The organism is uncultured Fibrella sp. (assembly GCF_964250085.1).
Lineage (GTDB): Bacteria > Bacteroidota > Bacteroidia > Cytophagales > Spirosomataceae > Fibrella.
The window spans coordinates 55747-76099 of sequence record NZ_CAXUEC010000011.1; the positions used below are offsets into that span (position 1 = coordinate 55747).

Below are 20353 nucleotides of genomic sequence, written 5' to 3' on the forward strand. Positions count from 1 at the left end.
ACCTTCATGAAAACTATTCTAACCATTTGCCTTGCGCTGGCCACCCTCAAGGCCGCCCGGGCGCAGGAATCACCCAAAGAGGACGATTTTTTCAAGATACTAAAAGTGTCGGCTCCCGAAGGCACGCTGCTCGAAGTGGGGGGCTTAACCACTCTGCCTAACGGCGATCTCGGCGTGGCGACACGCCGGGGCGAGGTCTGGATCGTGGAAAACCCGGCCAGCCGTAAACCCTACTTCCGCAAATTCGCATCAGGATTGCACGAGATTCTGGGCCTGGCGTACAAAGACGGATCCCTCTACTGCGCTCAACGGGGCGAGCTGACCAGGCTCGTGGACACCGACCAAAACGGCAAGGCCGACGTGTTTGAGACGGTGTATGCCTGGCCGCTGTCGGGCCACTACCACGAATATAGTTTTGGCCCTAAAATCGCGCCCGACGGGCAGTTTTTCGTGACGGGTAACGTAGCCTTTGGCGACGAAGAGTGGTATCGGGGTGAAAGCCGGGTGCCGTGGCGCGGCTGGACAATGAAGATTTCGGAGACGGGTCAAATGCAACCCTGGGCCACAGGTATGCGTTCGCCCGCCGGGCTGGGGATGATCGACGGAGAACTGTTCTACGCCGATAATCAGGGCGATTGGATAGGGTCAGGCGGCATCGTGCACGTTAAGCGGGGGGCTTTCGTGGGCCATCCGGCAGGCCTGCGTTGGACGGGCGCGGTCAACTCGCCTGTTAAACTGACAACCGAGCAGTTTGATGCCAAGGTGGATGAGCGACGGCGGAAAGACGAGCAGGGCCGGGCCATTAAACCCGAAAACATCGCCAACGAAACGCCAACGCCATTTTACGCACTAAAAGCATTGTTTCCCGACGTAACCATTCAGACCCCCGCCGTGTGGCTACCGCATGGCATTCTGGGTATCTCGAATTCCGAGATTCTGGAAATTCCGGCTGGTACATTCGGGCCATTTACTGGTCAGCTACTGGTGGGCGATCAGGGGATGAGCAAGATTTCACGGGTATTCATGGAGAAGATAAACGGGGAATACCAGGGCGGGGCTGTTGAGTTTCGTAGCGGCTTCCGGTCGGGCGTGTTACGACTGGCATGGGGCCACGATGGTTCGCTGTTCGTGGGGGAAACCAACCGGGGCTGGGGGTCGGCGGGTGATGCCAACGAGGGGCTGCAACGACTAACCTGGACCGGTCAGGTGCCGTTTGAGATACGCACCGTAAAAGCTATGCCCGACGGCTTTGAAGTCGAATTTACCAAACCAGTTGACCCTAAGTCGGCGGGTGACCTGGCTTCCTATCAGGTCGATAGCTTTATTTATAAATACCATCCCGTATACGGTAGCCCACCGATCAATAAAGAAACCCTGCCGTTAACGGGAGTACGGGTATCGCCGGACGGACTACGGGCCAGGTTAATTGTGGGTAAGTTGCGTCGGTATTACATTCATCAGTTGACGCTCGACGGAATTCGCGGGCAGGAGGGCAGTTACGCGCTGGTTCACCCGGTGGCCTACTACACGCTCAACAGCATACCCGACGGAGAAAAGCTGACCCTGGCGGAGGTCAGCACGACGAACTCGGCGGCTCCTGCGGGCAAAACGCTGACAGGTAAACAGGTTGTAGCCGTCTCGGCGCGTAACAGTTTCTCAAAGGGCAACAAACCAACCCCTATCGGAGGGCAAGCCGTGACGGTAGCACAGGCACCCACCTACGCGGAGGTCAAAGGCCTGTTGACACGGCATACGTGCCTGGCCTGCCATCAGACAGACAAGCGGCAGGTTGGCCCCGCCTACACTGACGTGGCAAAGCGGAGATACACCAACGAGCAATTGGTAGAGCTAATCTACAATCCTAAGCCAGCCAACTGGCCCGACTACGCCACGGAAATGCCGCCCATGCCGCAAGTACCCCGCACCGATGCATTGAAGATTGCCGCCTGGATCAACTCCCTGACACCGGCGGCTGGTAGCAAGGGAAACAACGTACCCAAACCCTAATGCCTGCCTGATAGTGTATTAACAAGATAGGCACCTTCATATAGTCTCCCGGCTATTGGCTGACCCGGATACCCGGCTAGCCAGTGGCTAGGAGACTATATTCATTTGAGGGGCTCGCTAGTATCGGTCTGATTCGTTTGCTGGTAATCAGTCAACTAAACCTTACATTTAAAGTGCAGAAAATCTATTTTTCTTTCTAATGAATCATTGTATAATTAAATTGCACAGAAAAGTGAACGGATGATACAGGAACTCCCTGCGGACATTTCGGCTGACTGGCTGCTGTTGAAGCAGGGAGACGCAGCCGCGTTTACCCGGCTCTATAATCAACACGCCCGCGTGCTGGTGAACTACGGATACCGGCTGGTACCCAATAAAGAATTGGTGCGCGACGTAGTGCAGGATCTGTTCGTGCAACTCTGGTCGGGACGAACTACGCTTCCCCCGGTGAAATCCGTTAAAGGGTACATGATGGTGGCGGTCCGGCGTCAATTGCTCCGGCAAACCACCGCCCGTACCCAGTTTGCTGAACTACCCGTGGATGCCGACTACCCCTCGCTGAGTGAGCCTTCCTGCGAAGCGCAGTTGATCGAACACCAAACGCAGGGGTCGGTACGGGAGCGCGTAGCCAGCGCCGTTGATAAACTGCCCCCCCGGCAGCGCGAAGTTATTTTCCTGAAGTATTATAGTGAGCTACCCACACAGGAAATTGCTGACATCATGGGTATAACCCCTGAGTCGGTTTATAAACTTATCTACAAAGCGGTTGATAACCTAAAAGGGCAGTCGATGGGTTGGGAAACCAGCTATCTGTTGGTCACTGTAGGATTACTATGCATACCCAATTTTTTATTTTTTATAAGATAGTATTATTTTAAGGTTAAGTAGCGTTTTGGTCGAATAGCAGACCTGTCTAACTGTATTATTCCAATCGGATAGCATTTAACCTAAAAAAACGTAAATTTTTAGGGATAAATGGTTGGCTCTTCGGTACTATACCGATGAAAGCCGTTCCTAATGACCCCTTATCATCAATACACTGTCCGAGAGTTCATTACCGACCCCGCCTTTATTGCGTGGGTAAAAGCACCGGATGCCCAGGCGGAGGCATTCTGGCAAACGTGGCTACAGCAACATCCCGCTAAACAAGCTGAGGTTCGGCAGGCGCGTGCCTTAGTCCAGGAGTTAATCGCGCAGCAAGACGTTACTACCCAGGCGGAGATTGATCAGGACTGGCAGGCCATTCAGGCTCGCCTTGGCCAGTCTGTGGCAGTTACCAGACCGACACCCGTCAGACCGCTTTGGCAGTGGGGTTGGGCCGCAGCCGCAGCAACGGTATTGCTCGTGCTGGGTATCGGTCTATGGTCGCGCTTAGCCAGTACTAACCGCACTGAGCAGACTGCCCTGTCGGCACAAATCAACGTAGTAAACCACACGCAGCAGGTCCGGGCGCAACGGATACCCGACGGTAGCACCGTCTGGATGACGCCCGGTGCCCGTCTGAGCTACCCCCGGCAGTTCGCTGCTACAGCCCGAACGGTGCAGTTTACGGGGGAAGGCTTCTTTGACGTGGCTAAAGATGCCGCCCGACCGTTTACCATCGAGTCGGGACCGATGCGGACACGGGTGCTGGGCACGAGCTTCAACGTAAAGGCCAATCCGGGCACCGAAACCTACGCCGTAGCCGTAGTGACTGGCCGGGTGACGGTGAGTGCCCCGGCTAAAAACGGCAGGATAGAAACCGTTACGCTTGTTCCGCAACAACGGGCCGTATTTGCGGTAACCGAGCAGCGGTTGGAAGCCACGAGCGTGCCGACCAAGATCACGAAGCAGGAAACCTGGCAACCCGTTTCGCTGTCCTTCAACGACGCTACCCTCAGCGACGTGGCGCAGCAGTTAGAGCAGATTTTCGCCGTTCAGGTCCGTTTAGCCAATCCGCAGATGGCTAACTGCCGCCTGACGGTTGATTTCAAGCATCAGCGTCTGGCCGAAATCCTGGAGCAGATTAACAAATTGCTCAATACTCAATACGCCCTGGAGGGTGATCGCGTCGTTCTGACGGGCGAAGGCTGTCAACCCTGATTTATTGCCACTAAATCCCCTGTATATGAACCTGACGCTCCGCTTATCATCGCCCTAAAATGGGTTAAAAAATCAGGCGTGGTATCAGCACGCCTGACCATTGACCGACGGCCTTCCAGACCACGCCTGCCAGCGCGGGAAGGCTTCTTGTTGCCCAAGTTTTTCACCATCAGTCTAAAAGTAAAAGTATGAAAAGATTTTTCCATCGCAAGCATGGTCTTCTTCTTACGCTCATGCGCCTGACGATTACGCCCCTATTAGTCACCTTATTATGCGCGGCAGTCAGCTACGCCGTTCCCTCTTCGGGACAGGATATTCTTAACCGTGATGTCAGCCTGCAACTGATCAACGCGCCCCTACGAGACGTACTCCGCAAATTGGAAACAACCACGCAAGCCCGCTTCGCCTACAGCCGCAGCGTGATCCGTTTGGAACAACCAGTGAGCATCCGGGCCGAACGCGAATCGCTGGCGTCCGTGCTGACGCGGCTGCTGACACCCCTTAACATCCGGTATGAACTGACCAACGGGCAGATTTTTCTATCGAAGATGAAGCCCGGACCGGAGTCGACGGGGCAGTTGCTGCCGACGCCTGTCCCGGATGAAGCGAAATACGAACTGGCCACGATTCGGGTGCAGGGGAAGGTGACGTCAGCCGACAAGGCCGAAGCTCTGCCCGGCGTCAACGTCACGCTGAAGGGAACCAGCCGGGGTACGGCTACGCAGGCCGACGGTACGTTTAGCTTAGAGGTGCCCGACGAAAGGGCGGTGCTGGTGTTTTCCTACATCGGCTATGCCCCGCAGGAAGTGGTCGTCGGTGCCCGCACTACGTTCGAGATACGGTTGGCCACGGCCCAGAATTCCCTTGATGAAGTGGTCGTGGTGGGTTACGGCTCGGTCAAGAAAAGCGACCTGACCGGCGCAGTGGGTTCGGTAACGGCTAAAGAGTTCGGCGACCGGGTGTCGGGTTCGCCCGCGTCGCTATTGCAGGGCCGGGTGGCTGGCTTAGACATCACTGGCGATCAAATTCGTATCCGGGGCGTGACGAGCTTTTACGGCACTGATCCGCTGTTTGTCATCGACGGCATCATCGGCGGCAACTTAGGCACCGTCAACGCCAACGACATCGAGCGGATTGAAGTGTTGAAAGATGCCTCGGCCACGGCTATCTACGGGGTACAGGGGGCCAACGGAGTTATTTTGGTTACGACCAAAACGGGGAAGGCCGGACCGGTTCGGGTGTCGGTCAATTCGTTCGGCGGTTTTCAGAATCCTATCCGTAAACTTGACGTGCTCAACGCTCGGCAGTACGTGGATCTTGTTAAAGAGATGTACACCAACGCGGGTAAAGCCGCCGATCTGTCGGCCAAGATTCTCTCAGACGATGTCTTGATTGACCGCACCAACTGGCAGGATGCCACGCAGAAGACGGGGTACTTTCAGGAGCATAACGTCAACTTTTCGGGCGGCTCGGAAAAAAGCAACTATTTCGTATCGCTGGTGTATAAGCGAAACACGCCGGTGCAGGTGGGTGATGCTGTCAACCGCACGTATGGGCTGCGAGCCAAAAACAACTTCAACCTGACTCCCTGGCTGCGGTTAGGCACCAACCTAAGCCTGATTTACAATTACAACACGGGCCGTCAGGTGGGCGACGGACAGCAACGGCTATCTTACCCCCCTTACTTGTCTCCTTATGACGCCAACAACCCCTGGGGAACGACCAACGTGGACCGCAGTGCCGACCTGACCGATCAGTACAATCCCATCAATGGCATACTGGGCAGAGGGGATAGTAAAGACTTCAATTACCAGGTGAATGGCTTTGCCGAAGTGGAACCAATTCGGGGATTGGTTTATCGCCTACAGGCCGGGCTAAACGGTAATTATTTTAATACGTGGGGCTTCAACCCCCGCACTATCGACGGGGGCGTGCAGGTGAATCCGAGTAACTTCAGCCAGGGGGCAGGCTACGGGTTCTACCCCACACTGGAGAACATCCTGACCTATACCAAAGACATTGGCGCGCACAACTTCTCGGTGCTGGGCGGTACTACGCTGCAAACCGGAGAAAGCCGTTCGACGGGAGCATCCGGTCGGGACTTCATCGGCGAACGGTACGACGTGCTGGGTCTCAATGCCGTTTCGGTGATTCTGCCGGGAACGCAGGGCTACGGCAAAAGTGCCATCTTCTCCTACTTTGGACGGGTTACCTACGGCTTCAAGGACCGCTACCTACTGACGGCCAACTTCCGGGCCAACACCTCGGCTAACTTCGCCCCGTCGAACCGCTGGGGGTATTTCCCCTCGATGGCCGTTGCCTGGAAAATTCACGAGGAGCCGTTTCTGCAAGGGCGCATTCCCAACCTGAGCCAGTTGAAACTGCGGGCGGGGTACGGCTTGGTGGGCAATGACAACACGGGCGGCCCCTTCAAATACAGCTCGCAGGTGCACACCGACACCTACTGGCCATCGGGTGTAAACAGCGACGTACTTAACAAAGGCGCGACGGTGTATACCGATGCCTCGTCGAAAATCAAGTGGGAAAGCCTCAGCAGCACAAACATCGGCTTAGACGTTGGCTTCTTCGGCGACCGGCTTTCGTTCACGGTCGATTACTTCAACAAAAACACCAATGACATCCTGTTGCCGGTGCCGCAACCCATTTCGCTGGGCTACGGGGGTAACCAGGGCGGGGGTGATGCCACCGTCAACGCGGCCACGATCAACAACCGGGGCTTCGAGTTTCTAGGTACGTACCAGAACCGGGTCGGCCAGTTTTCCTATTCGGTGTCGGCAAACCTGACGCTGGTGAAAAACAACGTAACTTCATTAGGAGCCGGTCAGCCATTCGTTCAGGATGTATCGCGCACGGATACTGGCAACCCGGTTGGCTATTTATACGGCTACATCGCCGATGGTATTTATCGCACTAAAGCCGAGATTGACCAGGCCAATGCGACTGCCAAAGAAAAAGGAAAGGACTTTTTTCAGGAGAGTTCCACTTCGGCGGGCGACGTGCGGTTTCGCGACCTAGACGGCGACGGGCAAATTACGACCAACGACCGTACCCGGATTGGTAACGCTATTCCAACCCATACCTACGGGGCCAACGTGACGCTGGGCTACAAAGGCTTTGACCTGAACGTCTTGTTTCAGGGCGTGGGGGGCAACCAGCTTTACCTCGCCAACTATGGCAGTACGCGGGGTATGGTTATCGTGCAGAACGCGGAAACCTACGTGCTCAACCGCTGGCGTAGCGAAACGGATCAGGGCAACGGCATTGTTCCCCGCGCTATTTACCTAGACCCGGCGGGTAACAACCGGATGTCGACGCTGAAAGTGGAAGATGGGGCGTACCTGCGGCTGAAACAGGTGTCGCTGGGCTACCGGCTGTCACCCGCCCTGCTGGGTCGGATTGGCCTACGCGAGACGAGCAACGTGCGGTTCTACGTCAGTTCGTTCAACCTGCTGACGTTCACCCGGTTTACCGGCTTCGACCCTGAGGTAGGTGGCGACAACAAGCAACGCGGCTACGCAGGCGGTGGTTTTCCGAGTAACCGTCAGGTGGTGTTGGGCCTCAAACTCGACTTCTGATCCATTCATTATTTATTTCATCGCTTAATCAAGCGTTCTTATGAAAAAGTACATTATTGTTTGCCTGACCGTTCTGCTGACGAGCTGCGCCGACATCGTTGATTACCCCAACCCGTCGTCTTACGACGCAGCCAACTACTTTACTACTCCGGCCTCGATTTCCGAAGCTGTGACGGCTACCTACGCGGGTTTGTATTTCAAAGGGCTGTTTCAGTGGCAGTGGCACGTGGTGTTTGACGCGCTGGGCAACGAATACGATGCCGGGCCGGGTGGCTCCAACGAAGGCGATGCCATTCAGGCATGGAACTACACGATACTAAATAACAACGGCTATTTGACGGTGATGTGGAAGTCGCTGTACCGGATTATTCTGCGGGCCAATCTCGCCATCGACAAGGGGAATGCCGTCTATGCCGCGACCAAAGACCCTACTGTGGCGCGGCTGATTGCTGAAGCCAAGTTCATGCGGGGCTGGGCGTATTTTCAGCTAGCCTACTACTGGGGCCGGGTACCCCTGCGCACCACCTTCGATCAGTCAAATAATGTGAACGCCCAGCGCGCACCCGTTGAGGAGGTCTGGAAACAGGTGCAATCCGACCTTGAAGCAGCCATTGTCGGCCTGCCGGTGAGCTATCAGGGCGACGACATTGGCCGGGTCACCAAAGGAGCTGCTATTGCGGTGCTGGGTAAGAAGTACCTCTTCAACAAGGATTACGCTAACGCTGAAGCGCAGTTCGCCAAGCTCGACAAAGCGAACGGCGGGATGTATGACCTGCTGCCCGGTAGCCAGTGGAACGATAACTTTGGCGAAACCAACAAGAACAACATAGAGGGCGTGTTCGAGGTGCAGCACCACTGGTTTAGCAATAGCTTCATTTGGGGCACATTCGTCGATAATCAGGAAACGGCTGCGGCTGGTCAGCCTAGCGTACATACGGCCCGCCCGCAATTGTACGGCTTCAACGACTGGTCGAACTGGAAGTTTTCGCCCCAACGGGTTCGCGACTTTGTCTATACCAGTGAAGCGGGCAAGCTATACGTCGATCCACGGGCTGCCCTGACGTTTTATGGCCGACCGGCGGGGGGCGATACCCTGCAACTGGGCGACCTGACCTGGTGCGATCAGTGCAAAGACCAAAAAATGCAATCTTTCGACTTCAAGGGCAAGAACGGCTTCTGGTTCCGTAAGTACCAGAACTATGAATACAAGCCTGGCGAAAACACGTTGCAATCAAACAACAATTACCGGGTCATCCGCTACGCCGACGTACTGCTGATGCGGGCTGAGGCCCTGATTTTTCAGAACAAAGTGGCGGAAGGTATGGTGCTCATTAACCGGGTACGTACCCGCATTGGGGCGTTTGCCTATACCAAAACCTACAGCCAGGCCCAGGCTACCGATTTGCTAAAACGTGAACGGCTGCTCGAACTGATTGGTGAAGAGCATCGGTACGCTGATCTGAAACGCTGGGGCACGGCCAAACAGGTACTCAATGCCGAATTGCAGCAGCGCGGGCGGCCGCAATCGTTTGAAGACAAGCACCTGCTGTTTCCCATTCCGTTACAAGAAATCGACACGAATCCCGGCGTAGCGGGCGACGTAGCCAATAACTGGAACTAAAGCGCCCTTCGCAAAACACGCCCCACACCCGAACAGGCGTATCGGTTAGCAGCCCGCCGATACGCCTGATTTAGGCCCATTCTATTCACTTTCTGGTGCCTTGACTGCTCATTGCCGGTTCGTCGCCGGGCGATGGGTTAGCTACTGCTTTGCCTGCTTCTCTCCACTCGTTCTCGATGATGCTGACCCGACTGTTCGGACGGTGCAGCCAATCCGTATCAACCAATTATTTTCCCAGTTATCACCATGAAGACTTTCTCCCTGCTGCGAACGACGTACCTGATCCTGCTGGTTCTGGTGTCGTTCAGTGCCCGCCTGGTGCAGGCCAGCCCGCGCTTGCCGCTTGCTCCCACTACCGCCACCGGTCCCGACGTAGTGGTGACGGCGCGGGGCGAAAATCCGCCTAACGAAGGGGTCGACAAGCTCACGGATGGTAGTTTCAGCACAAAATGGCTTGACTTATCGCCCACGTCTTTCGTGCAGTTTGCCTATAACGTGCCCCAGATCTGGACGGCCTACGTTCTGGTATCGGGCGACGACGCGCCGGAACGTGACCCCAAAAACTGGACCCTGCAAGGCTCCAACGATGGTATGACTTGGACAACGCTCGATACCAAAACCGGACAAGCCTGGTCGGGGCGGGTGCAGAAGCGTTCGTTCTCGTTTGCCAATACCACTGCTTACCGGTACTATAAGCTCGACATAACCTTGAATAACGGGGCACCCCTGGTTCAGTTGTCGGAACTCCAACTAACCACTACTGATCTGCTAACGCCGGATGTGGCGGTTACGGCGCGGGGTGACAACCCACCCGGCGAAACTATCGACCGGGTGTACGACGGCAATCCTGACACTAAATGGCTCGACCGGTCGCCGACTTCATTTGTGCAGTTTGCTTATACTAGCCCACAGACCTGGACTGGCTATGCCTTGACGTCGGGCAACGATGAACCGGGCCGTGACCCAAAAGACTGGACCCTGCAAGGCTCCAACGATGGTATGACTTGGACAACGCTCGACACTAAAACCGCTCAAACTTGGTCGGGGCGCAAACAGGTGAAGGCATACAAATTCACCAACACCACGGCCTACACCTACTACAAGCTCAATATCACGGCCAATAACGGGGCACCGCTGCTGCAACTGGCCGAGTTATTTCTGGGAACACAGGCCCAGTTGCCGCCCGTAGTGACGGTGACGGCGCGGGGCGGCAACCCGCCCAACGAAGGAGTCGATAAAGTGGCCGACGGCGATCAGGGGTCCAAGTGGCTCGATGGCTCACCGACCTCGTGGGTGCAGTTTGCCGTTGACCCTCCCCAGGTATACAACGCCTACTACGTCACGTCGGGCAACGACGCGCCCGACCGCGACCCCAAAGACTGGCAAATTCAGGTCTCTAACGACGGTACCAACTGGACGACGCTCAGCACAAAAACCGGGCAGTCGTGGCCCCGCCGCAACCAGCTTCGGCGGTTTCAATTTGCCAACACGACCGCTTATTCATATTATCGGTTCAATATCACGGCCAACAACGGCAGTACGGGCATACAACTCTCGGAACTGCTGTTCCTGAAAGCAACCCCCGATAGCCAATCCCCCACCGTGCCCACCAGTTTCAGCACCGTCAGTGCCACGCCAGTCTCCCTGTCGGTAAGCTGGCAGGCATCAACTGACAACAGCGGGGTTACGGAGTATGAAGTTTACCTGAACGGCACCTTAGTTGGCACCACGCTCACCCCCCGTTACCGGTTTACCGACTTAGACCCGGCCACCTCCTACACCATCACCGCCACCGCGTTGGATAGCTGGGAAAACAAATCGGCCCAGAGTCTTCCGTACGTGGCGACCACACCCACGGCCACCCAGATTGGCAATCCAGTGACCATCAACGACCCTAACTTCGCCGATGCCATCCGAACGCTGTACCCAAAGCTCATTGGTCCGGCGGGTAACAACACGCTTACCCCACTGGCTGCCTACGTACCCAAGCTTGAGTTTGGCAAGTGGGGGGCCACCGATGGCCCCTACAGCACCAAACCCCGGCTGACGACCATTGAGGGCATTCAGGGCTTCATCAATCTGGAGATTCTGGATTTGTTTCGGCAGGATTTGACCACCCTGCCTCCATTGCCGAAAAACCTGCGGTTCCTCAGTGTACGCAACAATGCCCTCCTGACCAGCCTGCCCGCCTTCCCGGCTACGCTGGCCAAGTTCGACGGTAGTTTCACGACGAAACTGTTGTGTCTGCCCCGGTTGCCTGACAACTTTTTCTTTAACCCCGGCGACGGCTTTGATACCGGGTTCCGGCTAACCATTGATTTTTCGGGTATCGGTTGCCTGCCCAATCTGCCCGACGGATTTTACCAGGGCCGGAACTTAGTGTATCCCTTTGAACTGGTGTTTCCCGAAAATCTTTGTACGCAGAGTCCCGTTGTCGAGGCTGTCAACACCCAAAGTTCGCCCGCCGGGCAAACCAAAGGGATTATTTTCATCAAAGCCAGCGTAGCGGGTGTCAATAATCGGCTCGAGTACAGCACTAACGGCCTGACCTTTAGTAAAGACAACGCCCTGCGGAACCTCGCACCAGGCAATTATACGATCTACACGCGTCGGCAAACGTCAGCGGGTTGCCCCACGGCTACCGTCTCGACCACGGCTAGCGTTGCCGTTGCTCAGCCCGCCCGCACGGTGTACGTATCGCTGTCGGGTAACGATGCCACCGGCGACGGCTCGTCGGCTAAGCCCTGGCGGACGCTGCGTTATGCCACGAAGCAGGTAGTACCCGGCCAGCCCAATACCATTCAATTAGGTGAAGGCACGTTTGTGGAGGACAGCGTCTACGCGGGCAGCACGACGCCCGGCCCCATCATACTCCCTACGGGCACTAGCCTGCTGGGGGCAGGCTCGGGCAAAACCACGATTAAGGTGAACAACTTTTACGACCTCCGTAAGAACCCACAGGATAACCAGGGCTACGGGAGTTGGGGTGGGCGTAAAGACCGGTTTGCGCTGCACATACTGCGTACCAGTGGCATACTGGTGAAAGGGTTTACCCTTGACGGGCAGGACAAGAAAACCCACGCCGGTATTTACACGGCAAACCTGAGCGATGCCATTTTTGACGACGTGACGATCACGAATTTTCGGTGGACGGGCCTGTGGCTGCCTTCGGCGCAACGAGTCGAGCTTAAAAACAGCACCCTCAAAAACAACGCCTGGGGCAACGTAGAACGGGCGGTCGGCAACCTGCTGCTGCTGGACATCGACGACGCATCAATTCACGACAACGTGATCGAAGAAACCTTCACCATCACCGACGTAAACGGTTATCCGCAGGGCGCCTACGCCATTGACGCGCTGAGCGACGGCGACGGGGGGAACCCGGAGTATTTTGTGGCTGAGAACGTAAAAATCTACCGTAACAAGCTCACCGTGCTGGAGCGGGGTACGTGGCAGATTGGCCAGCCCGCCATCACCATCGAGGTTGTCAATATCAACACCAAAAACTGGGAGATTTACGAAAACCAGTTGAACAACAATATTTCGCTGGTCTGTAACCCGCTGCCGGGCATCACCAACGGCGAGGAACGCACTTTCCGCATCCACGATAACGTGTTCGATTTGGGCGGGGAACGGGGCGACTACCGGTACGCACTGGAGTTAAATTCGTCGCGGGTGGAGTTCGATCACAACTACATCAGCGGGGGCGTGTTCCCCATTAACCAGTTCGACAACCGGGTCAATGAAAACGCCTGGATTCATCACAACACGTTCTTCAGCCCCCGCGCCGACCAGCCCGTAATTTACTTCGGGACCTATGCCACGAATTTTAAATTCTACAACAACACGATTCTGGATACGCAGGGCGCACCGAGGCTCTTCAACCGGTTCGTAACGCTGAGGGAAGCCCCGCCAACGGTTGGCTTTGAGGTGAAGAACAACGTCTTTATCAGTACGAAAGGCCCACGAGGAAACTGGTTTCCAGCGGATAACTTTGGCTTCACGCCCAACACGCCCGCCTTTGCCAACAATCTGTTCTACAATGCCGATCCGTTCGGTGTGAACCCAGTGGTGGTACCAACCAGCCAGCCCATCAGCACCATCCTGAAAGCAGCCGGCAACAAGCCAACCCCATTTTTTGAGTTGGCAGTTGGTAGCCCAGCGGTGGACGCGGGCGTCGTGCTGGCTCCGTTTACGAACGGCTTCAAGGGAACAGCCCCGGATATGGGAGCGTATGAAAGTGATCAGTCCATTAAACTGAGTCTACTGCACCAGGACGCATCCAATGGTCAGGCAACCAGCAATCAGATTCGGCCCAATTTGCAACTGACCAACACCGGTGGTACACCCGTCCCCTACAATCAAGTGACGGTACGCTACTGGTTTACCGCCGAGCAGTTCGCGCCCATCAACACGTTTATCGATTATGCCCAGCTTGGCAACGGTAAGGTGAAGGCGAATTATGTCCGTCCGGAAGGTGCTCGCGCGGGTGCCGATGGCTACGTCGAGTATAGTTTTGATCCATCGGCGGGATCACTGGGAGCTAATTCCGGGCCTATCCAGTCGCGGTTTGCCAAACAGGATTACACCAATTTCAACCAGAGCGACGATTATTCGTTTGCGGCCAACAACGCTTACACCGCCAACCAGAAGATCACGGTGTACCGCAATGGGCAGTTGGTGTGGGGCACCGAACCCGCTCCGGTCGCATCGGCCCTGAAACTGACGGTCCAAACCCAGAACCGCAACAACAAAACCACGGGCAACCAGATCAGCACGTACCTGGCTCTCAGCAACACGGGAAACGTACCGGTGGCTTACAAGGACCTGAGCGTTCGCTACTGGTTCACGGCGGAAGGCACTCAGCCCCTGACCGCCTGGATCGACTATACGCCCCTGGGCAGCGCGAAGGTGAAAACCCGGTTTGTGCGCCCCAGCCCGGCATTGCCAGGAGCCGATACTTACATTGAAATGCAGTTCGACTCTACGCTGGGTTCGTTATACGGAGCCAGCACAACGGGCACTGTCCAGTACCGCATTGCCAAATCCGACTGGTCGAACTTCAACGAAGCCAATGACTACTCATACAAAGCAGCTGCCCCACTAGCCGATAACGACCGCGTAACGGTCTATTACAAAGGGCAGTTGGTATGGGGAACCGAACCCAAATCGGGTGGACGGCTGATGGCCGAGCCGGTAGCGGAAACCCTCACCGTGGATGTGTATCCTAACCCGGCCAGTTCGTACATCATCCTGCGGCAGGGCGAATCAACGGAGGCCGTTGACCTGACCATCTACGGCATCGGCGGGCAGATGGTGCAGCAACAACGTATCCAGTTCAACAGCCCCGTCAGCACAGAGACGCTCACGCCGGGCCTGTACCTGCTCCGGGTGCAAACCGGGCAACGGGCCTACACGCTGAAGTTGCTCAAGCAATAACGAAACGGGGGCAGTCGGTACGCTTTGTGTAGACTGCCCCCGATAAGCTCTCTAAACCTTCGCTTGCTAATTGTCTATCCACGGCTTTTTGAAACTTGTTCAAAATCTTTTCTTAAACGATTAGAATCATGTCTAACAAAAAGGTCAATCAACCAGTCAGCGGGCTGAAAAATATTCTGTTGAGCTTACTGGTGCTCATCGCCACAGCAACATCGCTTCAAGCAGCCGACTACTACGTTAGTATAGATGGAAACAACGACAATGATGGCACCAGCCCCAGCCAAGCCTGGCAGACTATCGATAGGGCGTTACGTTCTGTGGCTCCCGATCAGGGGCATACCATTCGGCTGTCTGCGGGCACATTCAATGAAAGTGACTACCTAGTACTACCCAGTGGAGTAAGCCTAATCGGATTAGGAATTGGGGTCACGACCATTCGGATAAACCGATACTATGACTTCGCCACTGCTGAAAATAGGTCTGGTTATTACGACGGTAAGGAGGAATACGCAGATAAGCCTGGTTATGAGGCATACTATGCACGCCCAGAGTTCTTTAGCATTCAGCTGACAACTGGAGGAGGCGGAACGCCTGATAAGTATCAGGAAATCGCTAATTTTTCGCTCACGGGAACCAACCTTCAAGGCGAAATCAAAAAAGGACACGGGGGCATTTTTGGAAATGATGTAAAATACATACGAATCACAAGTGTCGAGATTAGAGATTTTCATTTCAATGCGATCTGGATACCCAAAGTGAACCATGTCGAAATGAGTTTTTTAGAATTAAAAAATAACACCTTCGGTAATAAGTATAAGTCGTTTGGGGCCATCATGTACAACCAATTAAACAACGCCTCCATTCATCATAATGTAATTACAGAAGAAAGCCCGAACGATATAGGTGCTTACGGCATGACTAACTTGCCCATATACCTCTTTCCAGGTGACGATAAGCCACGAACGTATGGTAATGGAGAGTGGCCTACTCTGGATGGTACAGGAAAGATTAACTCATCGGCTGGGTTCACCTCTATTAACACCAGTATTTACAGCAACACCATTAGCACACCCACTTTTGGTACTTGGGATACAGGTCTTGGGGAAACGGCTGGTTTTAGTATCGAAGGCTTTGGTTCTGCCGCTGGTAACTGGAACATTTTCGACAACATCCTGAATAACGGAATATCACCTATACTTTTTGAATCGATTGGACCCATTCGCGTCTATAACAATGTGTTCGATCTAAGCTCGTATGGAAATAAATATGCGGTAGAATCCAATGCGCCAAACTTCGAGTTCGATCATAATTATGTGATTGGTGGCTTTTTATTTCGGCAAACTGGTGATCGTTCCCTAAGTGAAGAGTGGATAAATCAAAAGTTTCACCACAACGTATTTGAGTCCCCTTCGGCACGTAACCCGGAGGGTTCAGGAGATGTTCCTCATCCCCTTTTTGAATATACCTCGTTTCCCAAAGACTTCAAGTTCTACAACAACACGATATACGACACACAGGGCCTAACACGTTTATTTGAATTTGATATAGAGAAGAAAAAAGGAACGGGCGCGGAGATCAGAAATAACGTATTCGTTAGCGACAGGTCCGGTGGACTAAATGAGCTTCCGGGACTTGATGCATTTGACTCACCGGATGTTCGCAATAACTTATTTTACAAATTCGCACCTTTCGGAGCTGAGGCAGTGGTAGTAGACGCTGGCGAATCAGCATCATCCATATTAAATCTTTCAGGAATTAAGCCGAAACCTTTTTTTGAGTTAACTCCGGGCAGTCTGGCCATAGGAACTGGTAGATCAATAACAGATGACAATATCCCTATTGATCTGGGTGCTTACGATTACCTGCAGAATAGTTTGGCGCAGCCAAGCGGTACTTTGACGCCAGACCAGACCGGATCTGCTGAGAGCCTACCTGTCGATATATACCCTAATCCGGCAAGTACTTATCTAACCGTAAGGCAGGGCAACTCAACAGAATCTATTATGCTCACTTTCCTGACTGTTTCGGGGCGGGTTATTCAGAACCGGCAAACTCTCTTCAACAGCCCCGTCAGCACAGAGACGCTCACGCCGGGCCTGTACCTGCTCCGGGTGCAAACCGGGCAACGGGCCTACACGCTGAAGTTGCTCAAGCAATAACGAAACGGGGGCAGTCGGTACGCTTTGTGTAGACTGCCCCCGATAAGCTCTCTAAACCTTCGCTTGCTAATTGTCTATCCACGGCTTTTTGAAACCTATTCGAAAACCTTCAACTAAACGATTAGTTCCATGTGTATCGAAACAATGCATCACGTTTTACGTACTCTGTTGAGCAGAACCATATTCTGCCTCCTGTTCCTGACCAGCACTGTATCGACAGGTTGGGCGACCGATTACTACGTCAGCACGACCGGCAACGATAACAACAGTGGAACCAGCACAGCACAGGCCTGGAAAACGCTGGCCAAGGCGTTCGCCAGTGTACAGGCCAACCAAGGGCATACGATTCGCGTTGGAGCCGGTACGTTTAGTGAGAATGCAATTCTTACCGTACCGTCGGGCGTGAACATCACGGGCGCAGGGGTAGGCAATACCATTATTACCGGTAGTAGTGCCACTTATTACGCCTTGCAACAACCCATTTACAACACCCACCACGACAAGTTTCTGTTACAACTGCCGAATGGCAAAAATCAGACCTTGAGTCAGTTCACCCTCGAAGGGGCTAATCACCAAATTCACGGAGCCATTTTCGCTCCCGGCACCAACAACGTGCACTTTGTCAATCTGGCGGTCAAGCACTTTAACTACGGCGGCATCTACGTGGCCCGCTCCACCGACGTGGAGATCGGCCAGAGCGTGTTCGTCGACAATGGGTTTCCCAATACCGAGATCATGAGCAGCGGGTCCAACATTTTTTATTTCGGCGACACCCGGCTCTCGATTCACGACTGCGATATCAACCAGATAGCCCCCGAAGCCCGCGATGGCTCTTACGGCATCCGCGACATTCACCCCGATGCCACCGATTCCGGCAACTACTACAATCTGCCGGGGGAACTGGTTACGGAACTCAAAATCTGGAATACCTCGGTGAGGGTCAGCTCAATGGGTGCCTGGAACAACTGGAGTTCACCGGGTATCACCATCGAAAGCAACTGGTGCCCTGTACTGAACTGCGAAATCCGCAACTGCCAGGTTAACAACAGCATTTCGCTGACCCAGGGGCGGGGCGGCAGCAGTGGCCAAAGCTGGCGGGTCCACCACAACCTGTTCGATATGTGGGATATTGCCTACGGCATCGAGGTCAATACGAATTACATCGAGATTGACCACAATTATATGCGGGGTGGGGTGTATCCATTCGCCCAGTGGGATGAGGGTAACCGCAACAAAAGCGTGACGATGCACCACAACACCATTCTGTACGACGTGAATGTGGACAACCTGTATTCGCTGGGCCTTTATCTGTCGTGGGGTGGCTGCGATGACCTGGCTATCTACAACAACACCCTTGTATACACCAACCGGGCGTATCCGCTGCTGAAACTGTGGGGCAAAGGCTTGGAAAAACCCTGGGGGAATCTGCAAATCAAAAACAACGTGTTTGTGAACCAGACGGGCACCGCCGTCAATGTGCTGGCCAACGGCAGCTACACGGGTACGGTAGACCGCAACGTATTCAGAAACGTGAACACGCTAGGCACGAACGCCTACACCAGCAGTCCGGGCCTGACCCTGTCGGGCAATAAGCCGTTTCCGTATTTCGCGGCCATTTCCCAGAGTAGCTTCGTGGTGGACAAGGGCGGGGTGATCGCGGGTATCACCGATGGCTTCGCCGGGGCAGCGCCTGACCTGGGTGCTTCGGAGTACGGCGTCGCGCCTTGGCAGGTAGGCATTCAGAACAGCTCGCCGCCTGTGGCTGACCCGCTGGTGACGGCCCAGGGCGACAACGCGGCCAACAACGAAGGCATTGATAAGATTCACGATGGAAATCTGAACTCGAAGTGGCTCCATGCGGCAAGCACATCCTGGGTGCAGTTCAAGTACAGCGCGGCGAAGGTCTGGAACAAGTACGACATCACGTCTGGCAATGATGAGCCGGGTCGCGATCCCAGAAACTGGACACTGCTGGGGTCAAACACGGGTGCCGATGGTAGCTGGGTAACGCTCGACACGCAAAGCGGGCAAAGCTGGTCGGGCCGCAACCAGACCCGCTCGTTCACCTTCACCAACAACACCGCTTACCAGTATTACCGCTGGGTCATCTCCGCAACCAACGGGGCACCCATACTTCAGGCGTCGGAGTTAACTTTTTCTTTTTCATCCGCCCTTGAAAACAACGCCATCTATGAAATCGAATCGGCATTGGCTGCGGGAAAAGTGTTGGACGTAGCGGGGGGCAACTCGACACCCGGCACTAAAGTACAACTCTGGACGTCGAACGCGTCGAATGCGCAGCGATGGAAAGCAGTCGATGTGGGCAGCGGTTATTATAAACTCATACCCCAAAATGCGACCGGTACGGCCATGGATATTGCGAACTCCGGCACGGCTGACGGGAGTCAGGTACAGATTTACACCGATAACGGGACGGGGGCACAAAAGTACAAGCTGGCCGACGCTGGCGGAGGTTATTTCACTATCCAGCCCAGCTACAGCACAACGTCGGTCTTAGACATTTCCGGTTCGAGCACGACCGACGGGGCTAAAGTGCAGCTTTGGGCCGCCAATAATTCGCCCGCTCAGAAATTTAAATTCATTAAACGAGCATCGGGAGGCCGATTGTCGGCTGAGCCAGTGAGCGTAGAGACGGAAATGATCGTTTACCCCAACCCGTCAGGTACGTACCTGACGATACGCTATGGTGATTCAACCGATGCTATGGGCGTCACCTTCTACAACGTCGGTGGACAAGTGACGCATAACCAGCAGGCCCGGTTCAACACGCCCATTAATATTGAAAAACTCACTCCGGGATTATACATTTTGAAAGTGCAGACTGGGCAACACATGCATACGCTAAAGGTACTCAAGCAATGAGAGCTTATATATCATAGGTTAGTAATACCGACAGACTCGATTGATTCAGTCGGGTCTGTTTATCCTCTTCTAGCCTGTTACCCTACAAACTGACCGACCCAAGCCGATTAGTTTGTAGGGTAACCCACATCGGTTTTTCTAACCACGACATCTCAGGAGACCAGGCAAACGTAACCGTTCATAACTGTAGCGGTGTGCTCCTTTACGACTCGGCAGCGTTGCCGATTGTGCTTGGTGCCTACACAGTGTATTTGAGTCTAGGCAGCAGAGAGCTGAGTAGTGCAGCTTATGGGCAGAGCAGGACGATAGTAGCACCTCTTAAATCATTCTCTAAAACCCTGCTTCCAGCAGAATGAAACAGCCCGCACGGGCCACTTATCAGACACAGAACAGTTTCAACTCGCCGGTCATCCTCAATCTGACTTCAGACTTGTAGATACTGAAGGTGCAGGTTGGTGAGTAGACCCGAACGATGAAAGTACTGAAGCAGTGAATTGCCTTTATGGGCAAGGCTGGATTGTCGGCTTATCCACAAATGCTTTTGTAAAAACTTCCAAACCCTAATA

Annotated in this window: 8 protein-coding genes; all 8 read left to right on the plus strand. The window is 54.4% G+C overall.

All coding sequences use genetic code 11. From position 1 onward, the window contains the following. Nucleotides 1-6: 6 nt before the first annotated feature. The 8 genes from ACFE8Q_RS26025 to ACFE8Q_RS26060 all read left to right on the plus strand — a co-directional run bounded on the left by ACFE8Q_RS26025 (nucleotide 7) and on the right by ACFE8Q_RS26060 (nucleotide 19787). Nucleotides 7-2007 carry a c-type cytochrome gene (locus tag ACFE8Q_RS26025; protein ID WP_375448380.1) on the plus strand — a complete coding sequence of 667 codons (2001 nt, stop codon included), beginning with the start codon at nucleotides 7-9 and terminating at the stop codon, nucleotides 2005-2007. A gap of 240 nt (nucleotides 2008-2247) precedes the next feature. Further along, the gene (locus ACFE8Q_RS26030) at nucleotides 2248-2874 is read left to right on the plus strand and encodes an RNA polymerase sigma factor (RefSeq protein WP_375448381.1); all 627 of its coding nucleotides are present in this window, start codon (nucleotides 2248-2250) and stop codon (nucleotides 2872-2874) included. 150 nt (nucleotides 2875-3024) lie between these two features. Then, nucleotides 3025-4089: a FecR family protein gene (locus ACFE8Q_RS26035; RefSeq protein ID WP_375448382.1), complete on the plus strand. Its 1065-nt coding sequence runs from the start codon at nucleotides 3025-3027 to the stop codon at nucleotides 4087-4089. Nucleotides 4090-4277: 188 nt separating this feature from the next. After that, nucleotides 4278-7685 (plus strand): TonB-dependent receptor, encoded by a 3408-nt coding sequence (locus tag ACFE8Q_RS26040; RefSeq protein ID WP_375448383.1) that lies wholly within the window; start codon nucleotides 4278-4280, stop codon nucleotides 7683-7685. A 40-nt stretch (nucleotides 7686-7725) separates the two neighbouring features. After that, a complete protein-coding gene (locus tag ACFE8Q_RS26045; RefSeq protein ID WP_375448384.1) occupies nucleotides 7726-9306 on the plus strand; it encodes a RagB/SusD family nutrient uptake outer membrane protein in 1581 nt (526 codons plus the stop codon). Between the two features lie 246 nt (nucleotides 9307-9552). Next, nucleotides 9553-14745, plus strand: coding sequence for a cellulose binding domain-containing protein (locus ACFE8Q_RS26050; protein ID WP_375448385.1), 5193 nt, complete (start codon nucleotides 9553-9555; stop codon nucleotides 14743-14745). Between the two features lie 128 nt (nucleotides 14746-14873). Beyond that, nucleotides 14874-16904, plus strand: coding sequence for a T9SS type A sorting domain-containing protein (locus ACFE8Q_RS26055; protein WP_375448386.1), 2031 nt, complete (start codon nucleotides 14874-14876; stop codon nucleotides 16902-16904). A gap of 168 nt (nucleotides 16905-17072) precedes the next feature. After that, entirely contained in the window at nucleotides 17073-19787 is a 2715-nt protein-coding gene (locus ACFE8Q_RS26060) for an RICIN domain-containing protein (protein ID WP_375448387.1), read from the plus strand. Nucleotides 19788-20353: the final 566 nt, after the last annotated feature.